Genomic DNA, 22,506 nt, shown 5'->3' with positions numbered 1-22,506 from the left:
TTCGTCCAGGGACGGCCGAGCGGGCGGTGCCCCGGCGCCGGTCGGGCTCAGGCTTCCGCCTCGCTCCTCCGCTCCGCGAGGACCCGGTCGAGCGTCAGCAGCGCCGGCTCGCTCGTCAGGGCCGCGATGTCCGCCTCCCCGACGCCGGTCAGGCGGTACCGCACGCGCTCCCCCCGGCAGCAGCGTCATGAACCCGCGGTCGACCGTGCCCGTCGCGGCCACCCGGTCCGGCTGCACGAGCAGGTCGCGGACGAGGGAGTCGGCCTCGACGACGAGGTCGAGCCCGTCGCCCTCCGGCGTCGCCGAGAACGTCGCCCGGTACCGCGCGGGCTGCCAGCGCATCTCCCGGTCCGGCGCCGGCGTCCACACGGCCCGGCGCCAGTCCATGTCCGCGACGACGACCTCGCCCCGGGCGTCGTCCACGACACCGACGCTCGCGGGCAGCCGAACGACGGCGACCCCCCGGACGGTCGAGCACGACGGGCAGGGTCTCCTCCGCCAGGATCCGCCCGGACAGGTCGATCCGGCGCACCCGGACGACGGTGTCGAGCCCGGTGCGGGCGGAGCGGACCGCGACCTCGACCGGCGAGGCGTCGGAGGCCCGCGACGGGTCGTCACGCCCGTCGTCGCCGGGGACGGTGCCGGACCCGGCCACGTCGGTGACCGGCAGGGACGCGGTGCGCGGAGCCGGGCCTCCCGTCCGGTCGTCGACCTCGGTGGGCACCGCGCGGACGGCGGTGTCGACGGTCGACACCGGGCGGATCGCGACGAGGACGTCGTCGTAGAGCCGGCGGAGCTCGTGCGCGAGCGGTTTGCGGCGACCGGCTGAGTCGATCGCGGACCACGACGAGACCGGCCACAGGTCGTTGAGCTGCCAGACCACGACGCCCGTGTTGCGGGGCCAGTGCGTCCGCCAGTGCTCGACGCCGGTCGCGATCGCGCGGGCCTGCTGGAGCTGGGTCAGGTAGTGCCAGCGGTCGAGGTCGTCCCCGGCGCTGCCGAACCGCGGTTCGATCCCCCCGCGCGAGCTTCGCCATCCCGTCGGCGGCCTTCTGGTGGTGCACCACCCCGGGGGGACGTCGGCGTCATCGGCTCGTCGGTCACCGCGTCGCGGAGCGTGCGCCAGGCCGGCGGCGCCTGCCACCCGAACTCGGAGACGAACCGGGGCACCGAGTCGCGGTAGTGGTCGTCGGACACCCGGTTCCAGACGTCCCACGAGTGGTGCGTCTCGTGGTCGACGTGGTTCGGCTCGATCGACTCGGACCCCGACCACGGCGACGCCACCGTGTAGAAGCGGGACGGGTCGACCGCGTCGACGATCGTCGGCAGCAGGTCGAGGTAGTAACCGAGGCCCCACGGGCGGTCGCCGAGCTCGTCCCCCCCAGCCGTCGACGTCGTGCAGCCAGATGTTCTCGTTGTTGCCGTTCCACACCACGAGGGACGGGTGCCGCGACAGCCGGGCGACGTTGTCCTGCGCCTCGGCGATGACCTCGCCGCGGAGCGGTTCGTCCTCCGGGTACGCGGCGCACGCGAAGGGGAAGTCCTGCCAGACGAGCAGACCGCGCTCGTCGCACAGCTCGTAGAAGTCGTGCGACTCGTAGACCCCGCCACCCCAGACGCGGACGAGGTTCGCGCGCAGGTCGACCGCCGCGTCGAGCCGGGCGGCGTACCGCGCACGGTCGACCCGCGACACGATGACGTCGTCGGGGATCCAGTTCACGCCGCGGACGTCGATGACGGTGCCGTTGACGACGACCTCGAACGGGCGACCGGCGGAGTCGAGCGCCGTCCGCACCCCGGCGGACCGGAACCCGGTGCGGAACGATCGCCGGTCGAGCACCGCGCCGTCGACGGTCTGCAGCTCCACGACCACGTCGTGGAGGGCCTGCTCGCCGTACCCGCGCGGCCACCACAGCGCCGCGTCCGGGACACGGACCGTGACGACCGCACCGTCCTCCTTCGGGGTGACCTGGGCGCGGGACCGCTGCTTGGTCGTCCGCCCGTCGACCGTGGGACCCGAGACGGTCACGACGAGCACGAGGTCGTCGTCCTCGCCGTCCAGGTCGAGGTCGCCGGTGCTCGTGCCGTGGAGCGTCGGGCCGGAGCGCTCGAGGGCGATGTGGGTGTCGAGCACGCCCTCACCGGCCTCGACGTCGACGAGGGGCCGGATGTCGGCGAGACGGGCGGTCGACCACCGCTCGATCGCGACCGGTCGCCACGGTCCGCTCGTGACCGCGGTCAGCCCCCCAGTCCCACCCGAAGTTCGACGCCATCTTCCGCACGTACGGGAACGGCTCGTCGTACGGGCCGGGCATGCTGCCCGCGCGCGCGGCGACGCGCTCGGCCTCGCGGTAGGGCGACTCGAACGCGATCTCGAGTTCCTTGCCGTCGACCGGACCCGACGTCTCGACCTGCCGGAGGTCGAACCGGTAGCGCCGGTGCATGTTCCGCGTGGTCGCGATCGGGACTCCGTCGAGGGACAGCTCGGCCACGGTGTCCAGGCCGTCGCAGACGAGGTCGACCCGTTCGTGGCCGCGGGGGGTCGACGTCGAGCTGCCGTCGGTACGCCCAGTCCGACTGCCCGACCCACTGCGTCCGGGTCTCGTTGCGGTCGAAGGTGGGATCGGGCAGCAGCCCGGCACGCTCCAGGTCGGTGTGCACCTGTCCGGGCACGGTCGCCGGCAACGTGACACCGCGGACGCCGGTCGGCAGGTCGGCAGCGACGCCGGAGGCGCCGTCCTCGACGAGCGACACGGTCCAACCGTCGCGGAGTTCCTCACGGTCGAGGGTCATACGGGTCCTTTGCTGAGCGGGCCGGTCGGCCCTGCGGTTCGGGACGCCGGCCCTCGGCCCGCCCCGTGGTCGGTGGTCCGACCGGGAGGCGCGGCACCGGTGGCCGGGCGTCGTCGCGTCGCGCGCGCGTCACGACGGGCGTGACGCGCGGGTGCGTCGCGATGGTAGTACGACCGCCCGACGAGTTCTCCGGAGGGCCGTCCTGCCGTCCCGGGAGCGCGGCCTCGCGGGTCCGGTCCGCAACCTGGTCGTGCGCTCGGTGCCGGCCGGTCCGGTGCGTGCCAGTGTGGGCGCATGATCACCGTGGAACTCGCCCGTGCCCTCCGCACCGCGGGGCTCCGCTGGCACCCGGACACCGGCGACCGGTTCGTCATCGACAAGCCGGGGGGTCGACGAGGACGTGTACACCGTCTCCGAGATGACGGTCGAGCGGCACGACCACCCCACGGGCGTCGAACTCGGCTTCAACGGCACGACCGAGTGGGCGCTCGACTCGGTCGCCGCGGCCGACTCCCTGTGGCTGCCGCGCGAGGACCAACTGCGGGACCTGCTCGGGCCGGCGTTCGTCGGACTGACGCGGCTGGTCGGCCAAGACGACCAGGTGCTGTGGACGGTCACCGCCCGCATCGCCGGCACCGACCGGACCTTCGCCTCGGCCGACCCGGCGGTGGCCTACGGCGAGGCGCTCGCCGCGTACATCGCGGCCGCACTCGCCTGACCCACCCGGACCGGCGGGAGGGGGGACACGCCCGCCTGACCGTCCCCGGGAAGCCGTGCGCGACGTCGGGAGTTGGATCGACGCATGACCACCGTTCCGAACATCACGCTCAACGACGGACGCACGATCCCGCAGCTCGGCTTCGGCGTCTTCCAGATCGACCCCGCCGAGACGAAGGCCGCAACCCTCACTGCGCTCGAGGTCGGCTACCGCCACATCGACACCGCCGAGATGTACGGCAACGAGAAGGAGGTCGGTGAGGCGATCGCCGAGTCGGGCATCCCCCCGCGAGGAGGTCTTCGTCACCTCGAAGCTCAACAACGGCTTCCACGCCCCGGACGCAGCAGCCGAGAACGGCAAGAAGTCGGCCGACCTGCTCGGTGGCTACACGGACCTCTTCCTCATCCACTGGCCGCTCCCGACCGTGAGCGACTTCGTCCCGACCTGGAAGGCGCTCGAGGAGCTCTACCACGCCGGCACCGCGCGCTCGATCGGCGTCAGCAACTTCCAGGCGCACCACCTGAACCGTCTCGCTGCCGAGACCACGATCACGCCGGCCGTGAACCAGATCGAGGTGCACCCGTACCTCGTGCAGGACGAGCTCCGCGCGTACGGCTCGGAGCACGGCATCGCGACCGAGGCCTGGTCCCCGATCGCCCAGGGTCTCGTGCTCGACGACGAGACGATCACCCGCATCGCCCGCAGCACGGGCAAGACCCCGGCCCAGGTCGTCCTCCGCTGGCACATCCAGCGCGGCGACATCGTCTTCCCGAAGTCGGTGACCCGCTCGCGCGTCGAGGAGAACTTCCAGATCTTCGACTTCGAGCTCTCGGACGAGGACATGACGGACATCACGACGCTCGACAAGGGCCACCGCACCGGCCCCGACCCGGACACGTTCGACTACGTCCCCGCGTAGTCAACGCTCCCACGAGGAAAGCCCCGGCCATCTGGTCGGGGCTTTCCTCGTTCTGGTGGAGGAACCTCACCATCACACTCGGGATCTTCTCCGTATGCCACATGCAGTATTCCCAGGTCCGCGTGCTCCGCGCGGACAGGAAGGGAACCATGCGCACGATCCACCGAGCAACAGCCGGGGCCGCCTTCGGCCTCGTCCTCGCCGCAACCCTCGTCCCGTCGGCCGCCTCCGCCGCGACGAGCACTGCGGACACCCCGTCGATCCCGGGGGGCGACGGCTTCACGGCCGATCGTCGGCAGCACCACGAACGTGTACACGGTGCAGGGCGCCACCGCCCAGGGCGAGCGGGACGGCAACCGCCTGTTCGTCACCGGGCAGGCCACCCCGGAGGCCCAGGTCACGAGCTCCGTCACCGGCGGCACGCTGAAGATCGTCGACGCGGACGGGCACGTCCTGTGCACCGGCACCGCGACCCAGGCGCGTCCGAACCTGTACTCCTGCACGCTCGAGTCGCTCGTGTCCGGTCCGCAGACCATCACGGCGTCGGTCGTCAAGAAGAACGGCACGTACAGCATGCCGGGTCAGGCCGAGCTCGACGCCTACGCGGCGACCCCGACGATCGACTCCGTCACCCGCGACGGTGACGACCTCGTGGTCACGGGTCACACGAACCTCCGCGCCGAGGTCCAGACGTCGACCGACCGCGAGACCGTCCTGGCCACCGCCGAGACCGGGTCGAACGGCGACTTCAGCGTCCGGATCCCGGGCGGTGCCGACGCCGAGCACGCCTTCGTCCGGACCGTGAACGACGCCGTCCCGGCGAGCACGCCCGACCACGACCGGTTCGCGGCGAGCGGCTGGGTGGTGGCGGAGGTCGGCGCGGACGCCGGGGACGGCTCGGGCTCCGGCTCGGGTGGGGAGGACTCCGGCACCGGCGAAGGCTCCGGCTCCGGCTCCGAGAACCTGGGCCCCGGCGAGGCGACCGAACCGGTCTACGACGTGACGAGCCCCTCTGACGGCGCCACGGTCGACACCGCACAGCCGACCTTCACCGGGCACGGTCGCCCGAACGGCCGCGTCAGCATCCTCGCGATGGGCGTCGACCCCCCTCGGGAGCACGACCGCCGACGCCGACGGCAACTGGTCGGTCACGATCGAGGGCGCGCTGCACCTCGGCGACAACGGCATCGTCGTCGCATTCGAGCAGCCGGACGGCAGCTGGCAGAAGCGGGTCTCCCAGAGCGTCACCTGGGCCCCGAAGACCACCGGCTTCACCATCGCGACGCCCGCCGACGGCTCCACCGTGACGGAGGCCCGTCCGACCATCGAGGGGTCGACCGTCGGCTCGTACCGACAGGTCCTGGTCACGGACCACACCGGGTCCATGGCCGCGCACGGCACGACCGACGCCGACGGCGACTTCCGGATCGCGTTCTCGGAGGACCTCGAGGAGGGCCTGAACGAGCTCACCGTGCAGTACCAGGACGAGCACGGACGCTGGAAGTCGGAGCCGTACTCCCTCCGCTACGACGCCGACGGTGGGACCCCGAACCCCGGCGAGGGCGACGGCGACGGCAGCGGCACCACGGACCCCGGCGAGGGCGACGGCAGCGGCACCACGGACCCCGGCCAGGGCGACGGCAGCGGCACCACGGACCCCGGCCAGGGCGACGGCAGCGGAACCACGGACCCGGGCGAGGGTGACGGTGAGGAGACCCCCGCTCCGGCCGAGGTCGCCGTGACCACCAGCCGCCTCACCGCCTCCGAGGTCGTCGCGCACTTCTCGGGCGCGGAGGGCACCGAGGTGACGGCCACCGCGAACGGCGTCACGAAGCAGGCGACGATCGGCGACGGCGGCGTCGCGAGTGTCGTCCTGCCTGCACCGGAAGCGCTGACGACGACGGTGCACGTCACCTCGACGAACGGCGACCGCACCGCCGAACAGGACGTGGTCGTCGGCAACGGCGACCACCCGTCCGACCAGCTCGCGGCCACGGTCGTGAACGCGTCGGCACTCACCGGCAGCGCCGAGATCGACGTCTGGGGCCTCCCCCTCGGGCATCGGCGGCCTGCAGGCGAAGGACGCGGACGGCACGGTCCTCGCCTACAGCGCCATCCACGAGGACGGCACCGGACACCTCACCGTGACCGGGCTGACGGCGGGCGAGCACGTCATCACCGTCGTCTCGGGTGACCGCTCCACGCAGGTCACGGTCACGATCTGACCCGCACGGCACGACGGCCCGTCACGAGGGTCTGATGCGGACGGCCCCGCTCCACGCCCGTGGTGCGGGGTCGTCCCCGTCGCGGCCGGCCACTCCCCCCGGGCCCGCAGACGTCGGCGGCTCGTCTGACCGGAGCTCAGCGCGGGGCGACCGACGCCGTGACGGTGAACTTCGCCGTCCGCGTCACCTGCCGCGTGGGTCCGACCATGCGCTCGAGCACCGGGCGGTACCGGAGGTGCGAGTTCCACACCGTCCAGAGTTCCCCACCCGGACGCAACACCGAGGCCGCGTTGCGGAACATCGCCTCGGCGGCGTCCGTCGAGACGGTCGTGTCCGCGTGGAAGGGCGGGTTGCACAGCACCAGGTCGGCGCTGTCCTCGTCGAGTTCGTCGCCGGCGTCGCTCCGCACGGTACGGACGCGGTCGCCGACGCCGTTGACGTCGGCGGTGAGACGCGTCGAGGCGATCGCCGCCGCGGAGACGTCCGTCGCCACCACGCGCACGCGTGGGCGGGAGCGCGCGACGACGGTCGCGACCACCCCGTTGCCGCACCCGAGGTCGACGACGACCCGGGCCTCCGGCATGGCCGCCTCGGCGGCCTCGAGCAGGACCCGCGTCCCGATGTCGAGCGACGTGCCCGCGAACACGCCGCCGTGGGCGGCGATGGTGATGTCGAGCTCGTCCTGACGTACCTGACGCGGCCACGGATCGGTCACCGCGGCGCGTTCGGCGGCGGCGCGGAGCGGGTCCGACGCGATGAGCAGGCGGGACTTGCCGCGCCCACGGCTCGCGACGACCTCGCCGAACGACCGCCGGAGCACGTCGTTCTGGGTCAGGGTCATGTACTTCGTGCGTCCACCGCAGAGCAGCACGACGTCCGGCGCGGCGAAGCGGGCGACCGCGCGTGCGACCTCGTCCAGGCGGTCGTGCGACTTGCTGAGCCGGAGGATGACGAGTCGGGCGTCACGGAACGCCTCCTCGAAGCCCTCCGGGTGGTGGAACCCGCGACGGCCGAACGTGCCGGCGCTGGCCTCCAGTGCTCGCTCACCGACGAGCGAGTCCTGGACCACACGGACATCCGACGCTCCGTGCAGGGCGAGCACTCCGAGGGTGAGCACCCCGTACCGGTCGTCCACCACCGTGACGGCGCCCGGGTGCCGCAGGGCGTCGCCGTGCACGTGCGGAGCCTCGTCGAGGAGGAACCGGTCGGTCCCGTCGATCGCGATGAGGTCCGGGCCCTGCTCGCGGGCGTGGCGCCGGAAGTGGTCGGCGAAGTCGAAGGACGGCACGGACCGAGAGTAGCCGCGGCGCACTGGCAGTCCCGTTCCCCGGTCTGCAACCCGGCGCTGGAGAACACCGATATACCACACGCGACATCGTGCAGCAGGAGTCGTACGGTCGGAACACGCCCGGACCGCCCGGGCTCCGCAGCACCGCGAGAGGGGCCGATGTTCGTAGCGCGACCCACCCCCGGGACGAAGACCCTGCTCCGTGACGTCGCTCGTGAGCGTCTGCGTGCGGAGATCATCAGCGGACGGCTCCGTCCCGGCCAACGACTCGACGACGACGAACTCGCGCTGCAGCTCGGGTGTTCACGGACGCCGGTGCGGGAGGCCCTCGCGGACCTGGGTCGCCTCGGTCTGGTCGAACTGCGGGCGAACCGGTACACACGCGTGGCGGTGCCGCGGGACGAGGACGTCCTCCCTGCGCTGCAGGCCCTGGGGCTCCTGTTCGGCGGTGTGGTGCGGCTCGCCGTCGCGTCGCTGAGCGACCGGTCACGGTCCTCGCTGTTCCGTCGTCTCGGCGTCCTGCTCGACTGCATGCAGGAGCCGGGATGGATGCCGACGGCTGACGCGGCGACGCCGGTCTACCGGACCTTCATCAACGAGTGCCACAACCCGATGCTGTCGGCGGCGTTGCTCAGTTCACTCGACGGCCTGACCTTCCGGTTGCGGAACGACCGGCTGCACGAGGCACTGCCGTGGGAGCACATCCGCAACGGTGTCGTCGCGCTGCGGATCGCCGTGGACGGACGTGACGGACGGCTGGCGGAGCGAGCGACCTGGGCGGTGCACCTGCTGCCGGACCCGGATCGCGCTGACGCCGGTGACGGGGACGACGACCCGCTCCGAGGACATGCGGAGCGCTGACCGTGTGCCAGGAGTGCATCCGCCAGGTCATCCGCTCCGTCCGAGCACGTCGCCGGATGGTCGATCGGTGCGTCCCGGCGGACGAGCGGCCCGACGGCTCCGGGCCGTGCAGTGCCGCGGGCAGTGCGGCCCGCTCGCTCGCCGATCCGCCGCTCGACTGCTGACGGGCACCGTCAGGGCGAACGGTTCGTCAGCGCTGCGGCCGGTAGAGCACGACGGCGGTGTTGCGCTGCGGCCGCATGCCGGCACGCAGGGGCACCGCGGCGCCGGTCGTCGTCGCGGCGAACACCCGAGCACCCGGACGGCTGATGAGCTGGTCGGCGAGTGCCCGTTCGAGCTCCCGGACACGGGTGCGCAGCTGTGCGTTCTCGTTCTCGAGGTCGAGCACCCGCCGGATGCCCTCGAGGGACACACCCTCGGACCCGAGCCGCGCGATCTCGCGGAGCTGGGTGATGTCGCGCATCGAGTACCGCCGCGACCCGCCACGGGTGCGCCCGGGCACGACGAGGCCGAGCCGGTCGTACTGCCGCAGGGTCTGCGGGTGCATCTCGGCGAGTTCCGCCGCGACCGCGATCGCGAAGACGGGCGAGTTCTCGTCCATCTCGGTCATCGAGCGCTCCTTCCGTCGTGCGCGTGGTGCGGGACCAGTCTGTGCCCGCACCACCGGTTGTGACGGGACGCGCCGGCGGCGCGCCCACCCTGCCGGCCTGGAGGCTCGGCTCGGGTCCCTGACGGAGCCGCGCCGAGCCTCCTGGCCGGTCGTGCAGTGCGGTTCGGTGCGCGGCTAGCCGCGCGCCTTCGCGAGGAGGTCCTCGCGGGGGGTCCTCGTCCGGCAGGGCGTCCGCGAGGGCGTCGAGCGCTGCGCGGGCCTTGTCGGAGAGGTGGGACGGGACGGCGACCTGGACGGTGGCGAGCAGGTCACCGGTGCCGTTCTTGCCCGGGACGCCCCGGCCCTTGACCCGGAGGACCCGGCCCGAGGGCGTCCCCGGGGCGACCCGCAGCTTGACAGGTTCGCCGCCGAGTGTGGGCACCTGGATCGTGGCGCCGAGCGCCGCCTCGACGAACGTCACGGGGACGTCCACGCGGAGGTTCTGCCCGTCGCGCTCGAACACCGGGTGCTTGCGGACGGAGACGGTGACCACCAGGTCGCCGGCCTCGCCGCCGTCGGGGCTCTGTTCGCCTCGACCACGCAGCCGGATCTTCTGGCCGTCGGCGACGCCCGCGGGGATGCGGACGTTGACCGGTCGGCCGTTGCCCTGCGCGAGCTTGACGGTGTCGCCGGCGATCGCGGTGGCGAAGTCGAGCGTGGTCGTCGCGGTGACGTCACGCCCCTTCGTCGGTCCGCCGAAGCCGCGGAAGCCGCCGGAGTTCTGGCCGAAACCGCCCCCCGCCGAACATGCCGCCGAGGATGTCTTCGAACCCGCCCGCACCGCCGGCACCGCCCTGGCCGAACCGGACGCGCTGTCCGCCGCCGCCTCCGCCGAACATGCCGCCGAACACGTCCTCGAAGCCGCCCTGGCCGCCCGCACCACCCGAGGTGAAGCGAGCGCCGGAGCCCATCGCGCGGACCTGGTCGTACTCCTTGCGCTGCTCCTTGTCGGAGAGCACCGAGTACGCCTCGCTGATCTCCTTGAACTTCGACTCGGCAGCAGCGTCACCCGGGTTGGAGTCCGGGTGGTACTGCCGCGCGAGCTTCCGGTACGTCTTCTTCAGGTCAGCCTCGGAGGCGTCCTTCGACACCCCGAGCACTGCGTAGAAGTCCTTGTCGAACCAGTCCTGACTGGCCACGGCTCACCTCCCTTCCACCGTCGCCGACCCTCAGGCCGGCACCGCCACGGCGACCTTGGCCGCACGGAGCACGCGGTCACCGAGCTTGTAGCCCGGCTCCACGACGTCCGCCACGGTCTGGCCGGTCGCTCCCGGCGTGGGCAGCTGGACGATCGCCTCGTGCACGTTGGGGTCGAAGGTCTCGCCCTTCTCGCCGATCTGCACGAGCTTGAACTTGTCGAACCCGCTGCGGAGCTTCTGGGCGATGACCTGCATCGGTCCCTCGGCGAGGTCGCCGTGGGACTCGGCGCGGTTCAGGTCGTCGAGGGCCGGGAGCAGTGCACGAACGACCTCGGCGATGACGGCTTCGCGGTTGGCGTCCCGGTCACGCTCGACGCGCTTCCGGAAGTTCACGAGCTCGGCCTGGGCGCGGAGCATGTCCGTCCGCATCTCGCCGACGAGGTCGCGGTCGGACGGCGAGAGCCGGTCCTCGGCGATGCCGGTCGCTGCGTCGGCCAGGAGCGCCTCGTCCTCGGGGCTCAGGTCGTTCGCCGGCGGGGCGTCCGTCGACACCTCGACGTCCGGACCCTCGGCCTCGATGAGGTCCTCGGTGCCGTCGACGTCAGCCGTCGCGCCGTCCTCGGAGCCCTCGGCCGGGTTGCCCTGCGCCCGTCCGCCCTGTGCCCGGCCGCCCTGTGCCTGCCCACCCTGGGGGGGCGGACCCGGCGGGCCCGGCGGAACCATCCGCCGGGCCGGACCCGGTCTGCCCACCGTCAGCCGAGCCTCCAGGCAGGTCGGCGCCGTCGTGCTGCGGGTCCTGCGGGTTCTCGTTGCTGGTGGTCATGTGTCCTACTTCTTGTCGTTGTCGTCGTCGTCCACGACCTCGGCGTCGACGATGTCCTCGTCGTCAGCGGTGGTCTGGCCCTCGGCACCGGCGCCCGCACCCGCATCACCGGCGGCGTCGGCTGCCTGGCTCTGCGCGTAGATCGCCTGTCCGAGCTTGCCCTGCGACTCGTTGAGCTTGTCGAACGCGGTCTTCACGGCCTCGTCGTCGTCACCCGCGAGCGCGGACTTGAGGCCGTCGACGTCGCCCTGGACCTCGGACTTGACGTCCGCGGGGAGCTTGTCGTCGTTCTCCTTGATGAGCTTCTCGATCGAGTAGACGAGCTGCTCGGCCTGGTTGCGACGCTCGCTCGCCTCACGGCGGGCCTTGTCCTCGGCCGCGTGCTCCTCGGCCTCGCGGACCATGCGCTCGATGTCCTCCTTCGGCAGCGACGAGCCGCCGGAGATGACCATCGACTGCTCCTTGCCGGTGCCCTTGTCCTTCGCGGACACGTGCACGATGCCGTTGGCGTCGATGTCGAACGTGACCTCGATCTGCGGGATGCCCGCCGGGGCCGGCGCGATGCCGGTCAGCTCGAAGGTGCCGAGCGGCTTGTTGTCGCGGGTGAACTCGCGCTCACCCTGGAAGACCTGGATCGCGACCGACGGCTGGTTCGAGTCGGCGGTCGTGAAGGTCTCGCTGCGCTTGGTCGGGATCGCGGTGTTGCGGTCGATGAGCTTCGTCATCAGGCCGCCCTTGGTCTCGATGCCGAGCGAGAGCGGGGTGACGTCGATGAGCAGGACGTCCTTGCGCTCACCCTTCAGGACACCGGCCTGGAGCGCGGCACCGACGGCGACGACCTCGTCCGGGTTGACGCCCTGGTTCGGCGACTTGCCACCGGTCAGCGACTTGACGACCTCGGCCACGGCGGGCATGCGGGTCGAACCACCGACGAGGACGACGTGCGCGATGTCGTTGACCGACACGCCCGCTTCCTTGATGACGTCGTTGAAGGGCTTCTTCGTGCGGTCGAGCAGGTCGGAGGTCATCTGCTCGAACTGCGCGCGCGAGATGGTCTCGTCGAGGTTGAGCGGGCCGTCGGCGGTGAGCGTCAGGTACGGGAGCTGGATGCTCGCGCTGAGCTGGCTCGACAGCTCCTTCTTCGCCTGCTCGGCGGCCTCCTTGAGGCGCTGCTTCGCGATCTTGTCGGTCGACAGGTCGACGCCGTGCTCGTCCTTGAACTTCTTGACGAGGTGGTCGACGATCCGCTGGTCCCAGTCGTCGCCACCGAGGCGGTTGTCGCCGGAGGTCGCGCGGACCTGGATCGTGGAGAAGTCCTCGTCCTTGCCCACCTCGAGCAGGGAGACGTCGAACGTGCCGCCACCGAGGTCGAAGACCAGGATGAGCTCGTCTTCCTTGCCCTTGTCGAGGCCGTACGCGAGCGCCGCAGCGGTCGGCTCGTTGATGATGCGCAGGACGTTGAGGCCGGCGATCTCACCGGCGTCCTTGGTGGCCTGGCGCTCGGCGTCGTTGAAGTACGCCGGGACGGTGATGACCGCGTCCGTGACGTCCTCACCGAGGTACTGCTCGGCGTCGCGCTTGAGCTTGCCGAGGGTACGGGCCGAGATCTCCTGCGGCGTGTAGCTCTTGCCGTCGATGTCGACCTTCCAGTCGGTACCGATGTGGCGCTTCACGCTCGCGATGGTGCGGTCGACGTTGGTGACGGCCTGGCGCTTCGCGGTCTCGCCGACGAGCACCTCGCCGTCCTTCGTGAACGCCACGATCGAGGGCGTCGTGCGGAGCCCCTCGGCGTTGGCGATGACGGTGGGCTCGCCGCCCTCGAGAACGGAGACGACGGAGTTGGTGGTTCCGAGGTCGATGCCTACTGCACGTCCCATGTGTTGACTCCTCGTGTTGGGGTAAGGGGTTGGACTTGCGTCCGACGGACTCAAGTTTACTCAGGACGGGAGGCGCGTCAAGTCCTGAGCGCGGAAGTTGCGTCGGGTGGGCGCAGGTCGGGAGGTACGCATTGCACCCAGAAGGTTTTCGGCGAGTCCATGCGACATTTCACATGTCCATGTTGGAGCCGTGTAGTAGCACGGCGCGCATCGAAAGACATCTCCTTATATGAAGAAGACACTTCGAGCAGTCGGGGCCGCTGGGCTCGCTGCTGCCACGATCGTCACCGGGTTGAGTTTCGGGCCCGCAGCGGAAGCGGCCGAATCGACCGCGGCCCCCCGCCGTACTCGTCGGCTCCGATGGTGAGGTTTGGGGAATGACGAAAACTCTGAGTCAGACCCACTTCAACAAGTACAACTCATATGAGAGTGCAGTAGCAGCTGCCCGGAGCCTCGTTTTTCCGTTCGCTGAGTACGGTCACATGATCAACCCAGTCGCGGGCAACCAGTGCTTCGGTCTGGACTCGGACAATCGGATGCGGTCCGACATCAGCTGCGAGTCCGACAATTCGCTGATGCGTCTACTCCCGAGTGGTGACCTGCAGTTCAAAGTAGCGCCGGACTCGTACATAGATGAATTCTCTTTTTACGGCAGCGGTTACCAAGCACACTTTGGCCAGGGTTCGAAACACTACCGCTTCAAGGGATTCGTAGCGGGGGGTCTCGAACATCAATCTGGATTCCGGAACAGCGACGGTATCAGGGCTGGCATCGATCGATGCGACGGGTGTGCGGGCGAAGTGGACGGACGAGGCGGGTGAGGCACAGCGGAAAACCGTGTCCGTCAATGACGGAAAGTTCTCGGCATACCTCACGGGTTTGAAGCTCGGAACCACGTCGGTTGAGTTGGAGGCGTTGCAGGGCAGTGTGCCCGTCGCGACGACGACGGTCGAAGTGAAGCTCGAGGTCGCACCGGTCACCGCGACGGCGACGTTCGCCGACGACGTCCACACCGTCGTGCAGGTCTCCGGCACGGCACAGCCGAACACGAAGGTCACGGTCCGGCACGGCGAGGACGACGTCGTCACCGTGAAGGCGGACGCCGAGGGCAAGTGGTCCACGCCGATCAACGCACCGAACATGCCGGGCAACTACGAGCTCACGGTGGGGCAGGAGATCCGCGGCCAGGACAACGGCCGCGTCAGCGTCGACATCGACTACGGCGCGGGCGTCGTGGTCACCTCACCCGACGACGACTTCGTCCTCGAGCCGGGCGAGCCACTCGAGATCGAGGGCACCGCGCCGGCAGGCACCGAGGTCAACGTGTACGACAAGGACTCGAATGACGTCCTCGCCTCGACCAGGGCCGCGAAGAACAACACCTGGTTCGCCTCGATCGACGGGCTCGAGGACCGCGAGTACACCCTCGTCGCCGCGGGCATCACGAAGGGCAACAACCGCACGCACTCCGACCTGAAGATCAACCCCGGCAAGAACTCAGTCGCGAAGCCGACGGCGTCGGTCGAGTTCCCGGACGACGTCACGAAGAAGGCGATCGTCAAGGGCACTGGCGTCGACGGCGGCACGATCACCGTGAAGGACGAGGACGGCAAGCGACTCGGCTCCACTGAGGTGCAGAACGGCGCCTGGTCGCTCGAGATCGACTCGCTGGGGGGCGGGTAAGCACACCCTCACCATCGAGCAGACCGGCATCGACGGCACGCAGACCGCCACCACCGAGGCGGACTTCGGCGCGGCGGTCACCGCGTCGGGCCCGGACGATGCGTTCGAGGACTCGACTGCGACGGTCACCGGTACCGGCACCGACGGAGCCCGTATCGCGATCACCGAGAACGGCAAGGAGGTCGCGTCCGGCACAGTCGAGGACGGCTCCTTCTCGATCCCGGTCGAGCGGATCCAGGACGGCGAGCACACCTACACCGTCACCCAGACTGCCCGGGGCAACACGGTCACCACCGCGGAGGTGACGCTCGACCGCGACGCCGCCGTGGTCCCCGTTTCGCTGACCTCGCCCACGTCCGGTGACACCTACCCGGCGAAGTCCACCGTGCGGTTCGCCGGCACCGGCACGCCCGGTGCCACAGTCCTGCTCGACGCCTTCGGCGGGCTCGCTGACTACACCACCACGGTTGCGTGGGATGGCTCGTGGCACATCGACCGACCGATGAACATCGGTACCTACCGGTTCGATGTCGTTCAGACTGCGAAGGGCCAGGAGAGCCGTGTCGACGGCATCGAACTGGTCGAGGAGGGCACACCCGTCGACCGGAAGTTCGGAGTCAGCGCCCCCCACCTCCGGTTCCACGCACAAGGAAGAGTTGGTCGCCTTCACCGGCACCGGCACGCCCGGCAGCACCATCACCATCGACCCCAAGGTCGACGGTCTGGCGAAGGTGACCACCCAGGTCACGTTGAACGGGAAGTGGTCGGTGAACAGGTACCTGGGTTCCGGCGCGTACGACTTCGACGTCTACCAGACCACTCCCGAGGGCGAGGAGACCGGCCGCACGAGCATCCAGATCAACCAGCCGGCGTCCGTCACGCGACCCTTCGTCGTGACGTCGCCCGTAGAAGGTTCAGACCACAAGAACGAACTGGTCACCTTCACCGGCACCGGCACCCCCGGGTCCGAGGTCCGCGTCCACGTCAGCAACTTCACCTCCGTCGACGCGACAGCGCAGGTCGCCAGTAACGGACATTGGTCGGTCTCGAAGTGGTTGGGCGGCGGGACGTACGTCCTAGACGTCACGCAGACCACCAACGGTGCAGCCAACGGCTCCACGACACTGCACCTGAACAAGACAGCCACGCCGATCGATCAGCCGTTCGCGATCACGAGCCACGCCGACGGTGACACCTTCACCCCCCGATCGCGCGGAGACGTTCCGCGGTACCGGAGCTGCCGGCGCAACGGTCACGCTCGACCCCGGTCACGGTCTGGCGAAGGTCACGACGCAGGTCAGCAACACCGGGGAATGGGCGGTGGCGAAGTGGCTCGGCCACGGTCCCTACACCTTCACCGTCAGCCAGACGACGAAGGACGGAGTGACCACCACCCTCGCTCCGTTCACCATCACGCCCGCCGAGTGACACACCCACCGGCACGCAGCGAGTACTGACCAGGGGCGGGCCGAATGCGCGAGCACTCAGCCCGCCCCTGCCTCGCTCCCGCGTGGCCGGTCCACCGACCGACCTGAATCAAAAGGACCTCCATGCGCACCCGGATCATCGCCGGCGTCCTCGCCGCCGCGACCATCGTCTCGCTCAGCGCCTGCACGGCGCACACCCCCCGGCCCGTCCCCGTCTCCCTCGTCCACCTCCCATCCCGTCGCGGAAGCGAAGTGCACCGACGGCGTCGCCGCGCTCCGTGCCGACGACCAGAAGAGCAACCACGACGGCTGCGACGTGTTCGACGTCCTGGGGCACGGCAACACGCTGACCATCGGCGCTGTCAAGCAGCTCACCGTCGAGGGTGACCACAACACGATCACGGTCCACGCTGCGGAAACCGTCACCAGCAGCGGCACCGACAACACCGTCTACTACGACGGTGAAGAACCAGCGTTCAACGAACTCGGCTCGGGCACGAAGGTTCTCCCCACCTCGGCCCACTGATCCCGCGCCAGTCGTCACCGATCACACGACAAGGGCGCCCGCGAGTCGCGGGCGCCCTTGTCGTGTTGCAGCGTATGCGACGGACCGGAGCCAGTGGATGTGGCCCGCACCACGCAATCGACCGAGCAGAGGCAGACGGCGGAGCCTGCCGAGGTCATGGTGCCGGAGAACGGCCGGCGCGCGCTCCGTAGGTATTCGACGGTGCACTCGGCTGGTGAGGTCCGCGTTCAACGACCCACTGCCGGGGTCATGCTCCTCGCGGGTGCCGGTCGGGCGGCGTCCACGGCCAGACCCGGCCGCGTTCAAGTCGCAGGCAGCGGCATGATCGTCACCCGTGCCTCCTACGCGGACCGTCCGCGGAAGGGCGCTCATCGACTGAACCGCTCGATGTCCCGAGCAACGACGAGCCACCCTCAGAGCTGCTGACACGAAGAGGGCGGGGAACCTGTGGTTCCCCGCCCTCGGGAGTCCGCGCAGGACGACCTCAGCTCGGCGACTGGTAGGAGTAGTTCAAGGCGTACGGGTCTCGTGACGACGGACGAGCCATCGTGATGACCGCTCCGAGCGGCTCTGACCCGGCGTCCCGCAATGCAGCGGCGGCTTGCGCGAAGTGCTTACGACTCGTCCTGCGTGTGGCTGCGACCAGGAGCGCTCCCCCCCGCGATCCGACCGAGGATCGCCGCATCCGCCACGGGCAGGAGCGGCGGCGCGTCGATTACGATGACGTCGAACCGCGCTTCGAGGTCGGCGAGGATCGCGGTCATCCCAGTGCTGCTGAGCATCTCCGCCGGGTTCGGGGGGTACCTGTCCGGAGGGCAGCACCACCAGATTGCCCCGGCCCCACGGCTGCAGCGCATCCTGGAGCTCGGCCCGGCCGATGAGGACGTCAGTCAATCCGACCGCACCCTCGACGCCCATCATCTCCGCGACCCTGGGGCGACGGAGATCGCCGTCGACGAGCACGACACGCTGGTCGTCCTCGGCGAGAGCGAGTGCCATGTTGACCGCAACGGTGCTCTTCCCCTCGCCGGGCAACGAGGACGTGACGACGAAGCTCTTCGAATCGCGCCCGAGTTCGAGGAAGCGCAGGTTCGTACGGAGTCGCCGGAACGCTTCGGAACGCGGAGCGAGCGGGTCGCTGTGGACGGCGAGCGGCCGGTCCCGGAAGTCCCGGTGGTACGGAACCTCGCCCAGCACGGGCGCGCCGCCGGTTTCCTCGATGTCCACCCGCCCCTCAAGCCGGGTGTCGAGTGCGATGCGGACCGCAGCAGCAGCGAGGCCTGCCAGGAGGCCCAGCGCGAGTCCACCAACGAGGTTCGACACGACGCGTGGCGTCGCCGGCGCCTCCGGAACGAGCGCAGGCTGCACGGTCTCGATGCGGAACGGGCTCGTCCCGTCCGCACTCGGCGTCTCGAGCGTGCCCGTGACGACGTCAGCGAGACTTGCTCCGACGGCATTCGCGATCGCGCTCGCATTGGTCGGCGAACCGTCGGTCACCGTGATGTCGATGATGACGCTGTCGATCGGGGTCTGCGTCGCCACCTTCTCCGCGAGTTCGTTCGACGTCATGCGGAGCCCGAGTTCGTCGATCACCGGTTGGAGGACGCGGGCTCCGGTGGCCACCGCCGCGAAGGACTGCACCTTCTGCTCCGCGGCTGTGCCTCCTTGAGCGAGCTCACTCGAGTTGGTGGAACCGCCGACGGAAACGTACAGGCTCGTGGTCGCCTTGTACTCCGGCACGGCAGTGACGTTGACGGCTGCGGCTCCGAGCAGGCCGAGCACGGCGCCGCCGAGGATGAGGAGCCACCCCTTGCGGATGGTGTGGAGCACGGTTGAGAGGTACATGACGTTCCGTTCTGGTTCGGGTTGCGGTGGTGGATGGTCAGAGGAGGGATCGGTACAGCTCCACGTGTTCTTGGACTGCACGATCGATCCCCAGGCGGTCGCGAACGGTCGTCGCGTTCTGCTCGAAGGCGGCCGCGGCCTCGGCGTAGTGGTCCACACGGCGAAGCGCCAGGTCGAACCAGCGTTCGGCGTCGTCCGGGTGCGGCCGCTCCCAACCGCCTGGGACTTGCTCGTCGGCTCCGCTGACGTCGAAGAGCAGGACGGGCAGCGCCGTCAGCGCGGCCTCACTCGTCACGGTCGAGAGTGCCTCGCGGTGCGACGGCAGGACCAGGAAGTGTGACTTCGCCATCTCAGGGCCGATCTCGTCCCGAGTGCGCGTGCCGAGGTACTCGACGGCGTCGGCGACTCCGAGACGACGTGCTTCGGCCTCGAGATCGGGGCGCAGGGTGTCGCGGTGGGAGATGATCCGGAGCCGAGTCGGGTGGCCCGCTGCGCGCATCCGCCGGACGAGCTCGAGTGCCAGGTGCACCCGCTTGAACGCCACGAGCTGGCCCACGTACAGCAGCTCCCAGGGCTCCCCTGGAGCCGGAGCCCGATGCGGCTCCGGTCCGAAACGTTCGACGGCCAGCGCGCTGCGGATGACGGCGACCTTGTCCCCTTGCACGTGCCTCCCCCAGCCGACGACGTTCGTCCTCGGTGAAGACGACGACACGGTCGGCGCGCCGCTCGACAGCGTTGCGGACGAGACGGTGGTGCCACGGCTTCCACCCGCTCGTGTGGTGCGTGAATACGATCCGCTGCCGCGAGGGGGGGCCAGCGCTCGGAGACATGCGTTCGTGAGGTGGTTCAGGTGGACGATGTCGTACGGGCGCCAGTCACCGCGGAAGTTCGGCGGCGCGGTCGTCACGTCGACACCGATCGCCGACAAGCCGTCGGCCAGCAGGCTGTCGGGGGTCTCGGCCATGTGGGTGGCGCGGTACTCCGCGGTCTGGCCGAAGATGCCCGAGAGCATGAGGATCTTCACGATGTGACCTTTCGTTCTTGGTCGAGGCACGTGCCTCAGGTGGGGTGCTGACGAACCCGAGGACCATCGGCACGAGGACGAAGTAGATGATGTTCTGCTCGATGACTCCGAACGAGGTGACGCCGGCCTGAGCGCTCCAGAGCACCAGCAGCGCACTCCCGTAGGCGGAGAGCACCGTGCTCGTCCCGAGGCGGAGGGTGTCGCTCAGGCTCAGCAGGAGGGCTGCGAACGCGCCGGCGAGCACCACCCCGATGAGTCCGAAGCAGAGGTACCCCTCGAACCAGGTCGGCAGGAGCTGGTCCTTCCCGAGGAAGCTGTGGTAAACGACGTGGTTGTAGACGGCGGTGCTCGACGCGGTCCTCGCCACGTCGGGCGCTCCTGGGATCGGCGACAGCAAGGACAAGCCGAAGGTGCGGATGCCGAAGGGGTTCGATGCCTCTATCCAGGGCAGCGCCGCCGCGAGTTGCATCGGCGTCCCGAAGTAGGGGATCACGGACTGGAGCGCCGGGACGATCCCGATGGAGGGCGCGTCCAACGCCGTCCGACTGACCCAGAGTGTGGCCCGGAGCGTCCCGATGCCGACGAAGAACGTCCCGAGCGCGGCCACTGCGGTGATCATCGGCACGGTCTCCAGACGGCGTCCCGACCGGTCGAGGAACACGAACACCACCGCGAAGACCGCGTACGCCACCGTCGCCCGGTTCAACCCGTAGGACGCGAGTCCGAAGACGAGGACGAGCCCGAGCGGCAGGAGCAGCCACAGCCAGCGTCGGCCTTCCGAGCGACGTCGACGGAGTTCGAGGACGAGGCCGACGAACAGCAGCGGCCGGAGCACCATGCCGAGGAGCACGACCCCGCTGCTCCCAATCTGGTCGTTGCCCTGGAGCTGCTCGATCGCTCCGGAGAGGAAGCCGACGACGGCGGCAGGGGTCGGGAAGCGGATGACCATACCGACGCAGCCGACGACGATCAGGACCCACGTCGGGATGCGCGACGGTCGGAGTCGAGCGACCTGACGTCCGGTACCGCTGCTCGTCCGGACGCGGACCAGTCCGACGACGAGCCTCACGACGATCGCGGTGGCGAAGAACGTCGATCCGAGGAACAGCACCGTCCGCGAGTCCTCCACGTTCCCCAGCCGGTAGTGGAACGCCGAACCGTTGCCCACGTACTGGATGATCACCGGCGCGACACAGCCGCGGGCGGCTTCCCAGGCGGTGAAGAGCGTCAAGCCGTCGAAGCGGACCGGGAGCGTGAGCAGCCTGGAGACCTCGAGCGAGAGGACGACGAGGACCGCGTGCACGACGACGGGGACCGTGAAGGCACGCTCGTCACCGTGCCCGAACACCAGGAAGCCGAGGCTGAGCAAGACGGGCACGACGGCTGCTGCGCGCACGAGGTGGTGGACCGCCGCGCGACTGTCGTCGATCGCTCGGACGACCGCGCTCGCCGTCGTCATCTCGCAGCCACCGATGCGGACGCCCGCCGAGCACTGCGGCCGCGGAGTCCTGCGAGCCGGACGGCGATGCCTGCGACGTGCCCGATGCCGGACGCGAGGACGACCGTGCTCAACGCCCCTCCGAGGGCGACGGTCACCGCCAACGACGCAGCGGTCGCACCGCACGCGACGAGGTCCGCGAGCACCCAGGTCCGCCAGGCTCGGCGCGCGACGCAGACCTGTCCGACACAGATCAGGACCGCCCGCACCGATGTCACCACCAGGACCGCGACCGTCACCGGTACGACCCCCCGGGTACCGGTCGATCAGCTCGGGGAAGCCGAGGGTGAGGAACAGGAGCGACACCACCGAGCCGATGGCGCAGAGCACTCCCACGACCATGACGAACGACCGAGGGGGTCCACCTCCCCGGGGCGTCGGTCCCCTCGACGAAGTGGCGGACAACGACCTTCCCGAGGTACACCGGCGCGACCGTGATGACGGACGCGAAACGCATCGCGACGCCGTACACCCCCATCGCCACCGCTCCTCCGACCGCACCGACCGCGGCGATGACCATCCAGACCGCGACCTGCCCGAGCAGATTCGCCGCGATCCCGGACACAGCGCCCTCGCGTGCGCTCGGATCCAGACGGACGGGCGCCTGAGGTCGGCCGATGCCGCAGACCAGGACCACGATGGCGATCACGAGGTCAGGGATGACCAGTCCTGCGGCTGCAGCGCCGCCGTCGACCAGTGAACCGATGAGGACGGCGGCTGCAGCGCCACCGACACCACGGAGCGCATCGACCGCGGCGGCGGCACCGGGACGACCGGAGCCCGCGAGGACACCGACGAGCACCTCCGCCACCGGGACCGCACCGCCGAGCGCTCCGGCGACGAGTGCCGGTACGAGCCCGTCGGGCGTCGAGGGGTGGGTGAGGGCGATGAAGCCGACGAGCACGACGAGGAAGGACGCGCACGCGTTGGCGACGAGCACGCCGGCCCGGAGGCGGACCATCGCGCCGACGGCAGCGCACAACCCCGGACCGTCGACACCGTGGGCAGCCGCGGCCGTGTTGGCGGTGATGCCGACGGTGCTGCCGACAACGCTCGCTGCTCCGACTACGAGCGTCTGCAACACGGCGAACTCACCGTACTGCTCGGGCCTGACGAGCGTGGCGAACCACGCGAGCGCCAGGAACTGCACGCCCCGGCCAGCGATGCCCGGGGCCGCCGAAGCAAGCAGCACGAACACCTGACCGCCCTTC

The 22,506-nt window shown here is 70.1% G+C and carries 18 protein-coding genes and 4 pseudogenes; 9 read left to right on the top strand and 13 right to left on the bottom strand.

The annotated features are described in order from the left end of the window. Positions 1-148 precede the first annotated feature (148 nt). Positions 149-2,134, bottom strand: coding sequence for a glycoside hydrolase family 2 protein (locus tag DEJ15_RS04640; protein WP_284175708.1), 1,986 nt, complete (start codon positions 2,132-2,134; stop codon positions 149-151). Between the two features lie 4 nt (positions 2,135-2,138). Next, positions 2,139-2,793: pseudogene (locus DEJ15_RS19355) on the bottom strand (glycosyl hydrolase 2 galactose-binding domain-containing protein). Positions 2,794-3,193: 400 nt separating this feature from the next. Between DEJ15_RS19355 and DEJ15_RS04630 the strand changes: the two are divergent. The 4 genes and pseudogenes from DEJ15_RS04630 to DEJ15_RS04615 all read left to right on the top strand — a co-directional run bounded on the left by DEJ15_RS04630 (position 3,194) and on the right by DEJ15_RS04615 (position 6,624). Continuing rightward, positions 3,194-3,511, top strand: a complete 318-nt coding sequence (locus DEJ15_RS04630) for a pilus assembly protein CpaE (RefSeq protein WP_502866149.1) — start codon at positions 3,194-3,196, stop codon at positions 3,509-3,511. 84 nt (positions 3,512-3,595) lie between these two features. After that, a pseudogene (locus DEJ15_RS04625) lies at positions 3,596-4,430 on the top strand (aldo/keto reductase). A gap of 318 nt (positions 4,431-4,748) precedes the next feature. Further along, positions 4,749-6,134 carry a hypothetical protein gene (locus DEJ15_RS04620; RefSeq protein WP_284175706.1) on the top strand — a complete coding sequence of 462 codons (1,386 nt, stop codon included), beginning with the start codon at positions 4,749-4,751 and terminating at the stop codon, positions 6,132-6,134. Positions 6,135-6,168: 34 nt separating this feature from the next. Next, entirely contained in the window at positions 6,169-6,624 is a 456-nt protein-coding gene (locus DEJ15_RS04615; protein ID WP_284175705.1) for a hypothetical protein, read from the top strand. Positions 6,625-6,791: 167 nt separating this feature from the next. On the opposite strand, the gene DEJ15_RS04610 is transcribed toward DEJ15_RS04615, so the two are convergent. Then, positions 6,792-7,943, bottom strand: coding sequence for a class I SAM-dependent methyltransferase (locus DEJ15_RS04610; RefSeq protein WP_110823946.1), 1,152 nt, complete (start codon positions 7,941-7,943; stop codon positions 6,792-6,794). A gap of 159 nt (positions 7,944-8,102) precedes the next feature. Between DEJ15_RS04610 and DEJ15_RS04605 the strand changes: the two genes are divergently transcribed. Then, on the top strand, positions 8,103-8,804 hold the full coding sequence (locus DEJ15_RS04605) for a GntR family transcriptional regulator (RefSeq protein WP_110823345.1): 702 nt from the start codon (positions 8,103-8,105) through the stop codon (positions 8,802-8,804). Positions 8,805-8,994: 190 nt separating this feature from the next. On the opposite strand, the gene DEJ15_RS04600 is transcribed toward DEJ15_RS04605, so the two are convergent. The 5 genes and pseudogenes from DEJ15_RS04600 to DEJ15_RS04580 form a co-directional block, all read right to left on the bottom strand. Further along, a complete protein-coding gene (locus DEJ15_RS04600) occupies positions 8,995-9,405 on the bottom strand; it encodes a heat shock protein transcriptional repressor HspR (protein WP_110823945.1) in 411 nt (136 codons plus the stop codon). Between the two features lie 183 nt (positions 9,406-9,588). Continuing rightward, positions 9,589-10,592 (bottom strand): annotated as a pseudogene (locus DEJ15_RS04595) (DnaJ C-terminal domain-containing protein). Between the two features lie 30 nt (positions 10,593-10,622). Next, the gene (locus DEJ15_RS04590) at positions 10,623-11,315 is read right to left on the bottom strand and encodes a nucleotide exchange factor GrpE (protein WP_284175704.1); all 693 of its coding nucleotides are present in this window, start codon (positions 11,313-11,315) and stop codon (positions 10,623-10,625) included. Between the two features lie 105 nt (positions 11,316-11,420). After that, the gene (gene dnaK, locus DEJ15_RS04585; RefSeq protein WP_110823339.1) at positions 11,421-13,292 is read right to left on the bottom strand and encodes a molecular chaperone DnaK; all 1,872 of its coding nucleotides are present in this window, start codon (positions 13,290-13,292) and stop codon (positions 11,421-11,423) included. 581 nt (positions 13,293-13,873) lie between these two features. Further along, entirely contained in the window at positions 13,874-14,272 is a 399-nt protein-coding gene (locus tag DEJ15_RS04580; protein ID WP_284175703.1) for a hypothetical protein, read from the bottom strand. Here DEJ15_RS04580 and DEJ15_RS04575 point away from each other — a divergent pair. The 4 genes and pseudogenes from DEJ15_RS04575 to DEJ15_RS04565 all read left to right on the top strand — a co-directional run bounded on the left by DEJ15_RS04575 (position 14,247) and on the right by DEJ15_RS04565 (position 16,928). Beyond that, complete coding sequence (locus DEJ15_RS04575; protein WP_284175702.1) at positions 14,247-14,975, top strand: Ig-like domain-containing protein; 729 nt, start codon at positions 14,247-14,249, stop codon at positions 14,973-14,975. The two genes, DEJ15_RS04580 and DEJ15_RS04575, sit on opposite strands and share 26 nt — an antisense overlap. Continuing rightward, positions 14,920-15,270 (top strand): annotated as a pseudogene (locus DEJ15_RS17730) (Ig-like domain-containing protein); the annotation flags it as partial. The gene DEJ15_RS04575 and the pseudogene DEJ15_RS17730, both read left to right, overlap by 56 nt. 361 nt (positions 15,271-15,631) lie before the next feature. Beyond that, positions 15,632-16,432: a hypothetical protein gene (locus DEJ15_RS04570; protein WP_284175701.1), complete on the top strand. Its 801-nt coding sequence runs from the start codon at positions 15,632-15,634 to the stop codon at positions 16,430-16,432. A gap of 286 nt (positions 16,433-16,718) precedes the next feature. Further along, the gene (locus tag DEJ15_RS04565; protein WP_110823335.1) at positions 16,719-16,928 is read left to right on the top strand and encodes a DUF3060 domain-containing protein; all 210 of its coding nucleotides are present in this window, start codon (positions 16,719-16,721) and stop codon (positions 16,926-16,928) included. A gap of 510 nt (positions 16,929-17,438) precedes the next feature. On the opposite strand, the gene DEJ15_RS04560 is transcribed toward DEJ15_RS04565, so the two are convergent. The 5 genes from DEJ15_RS04560 to DEJ15_RS04540 all read right to left on the bottom strand — a co-directional run bounded on the left by DEJ15_RS04560 (position 17,439) and on the right by DEJ15_RS04540 (position 22,493). After that, complete coding sequence (locus DEJ15_RS04560) at positions 17,439-18,758, bottom strand: YveK family protein (RefSeq protein ID WP_284175700.1); 1,320 nt, start codon at positions 18,756-18,758, stop codon at positions 17,439-17,441. Between the two features lie 52 nt (positions 18,759-18,810). Continuing rightward, entirely contained in the window at positions 18,811-19,437 is a 627-nt protein-coding gene (locus DEJ15_RS04555) for a glycosyltransferase family 4 protein (RefSeq protein WP_284175699.1), read from the bottom strand. 211 nt (positions 19,438-19,648) lie between these two features. After that, positions 19,649-21,256: a hypothetical protein gene (locus DEJ15_RS04550; protein ID WP_258365785.1), complete on the bottom strand. Its 1,608-nt coding sequence runs from the start codon at positions 21,254-21,256 to the stop codon at positions 19,649-19,651. After that, positions 21,253-21,534, bottom strand: coding sequence for a hypothetical protein (locus DEJ15_RS04545; RefSeq protein ID WP_284175698.1), 282 nt, complete (start codon positions 21,532-21,534; stop codon positions 21,253-21,255). The genes DEJ15_RS04550 and DEJ15_RS04545 overlap by 4 nt, the downstream gene beginning before the upstream one ends. Beyond that, on the bottom strand, positions 21,531-22,493 hold the full coding sequence (locus tag DEJ15_RS04540; protein ID WP_284175697.1) for a hypothetical protein: 963 nt from the start codon (positions 22,491-22,493) through the stop codon (positions 21,531-21,533). Before DEJ15_RS04540 ends, DEJ15_RS04545 begins: the two co-directional genes overlap by 4 nt. Positions 22,494-22,506 lie beyond the last annotated feature (13 nt).

Origin of the sequence: Curtobacterium sp. MCJR17_043, assembly GCF_003224315.2 — a bacterium.
GTDB lineage: Bacteria > Actinomycetota > Actinomycetes > Actinomycetales > Microbacteriaceae > Curtobacterium.
Note: the sequence above shows the minus strand (reverse complement) of the source record. Positions and strands in the feature narration are given on the sequence as shown.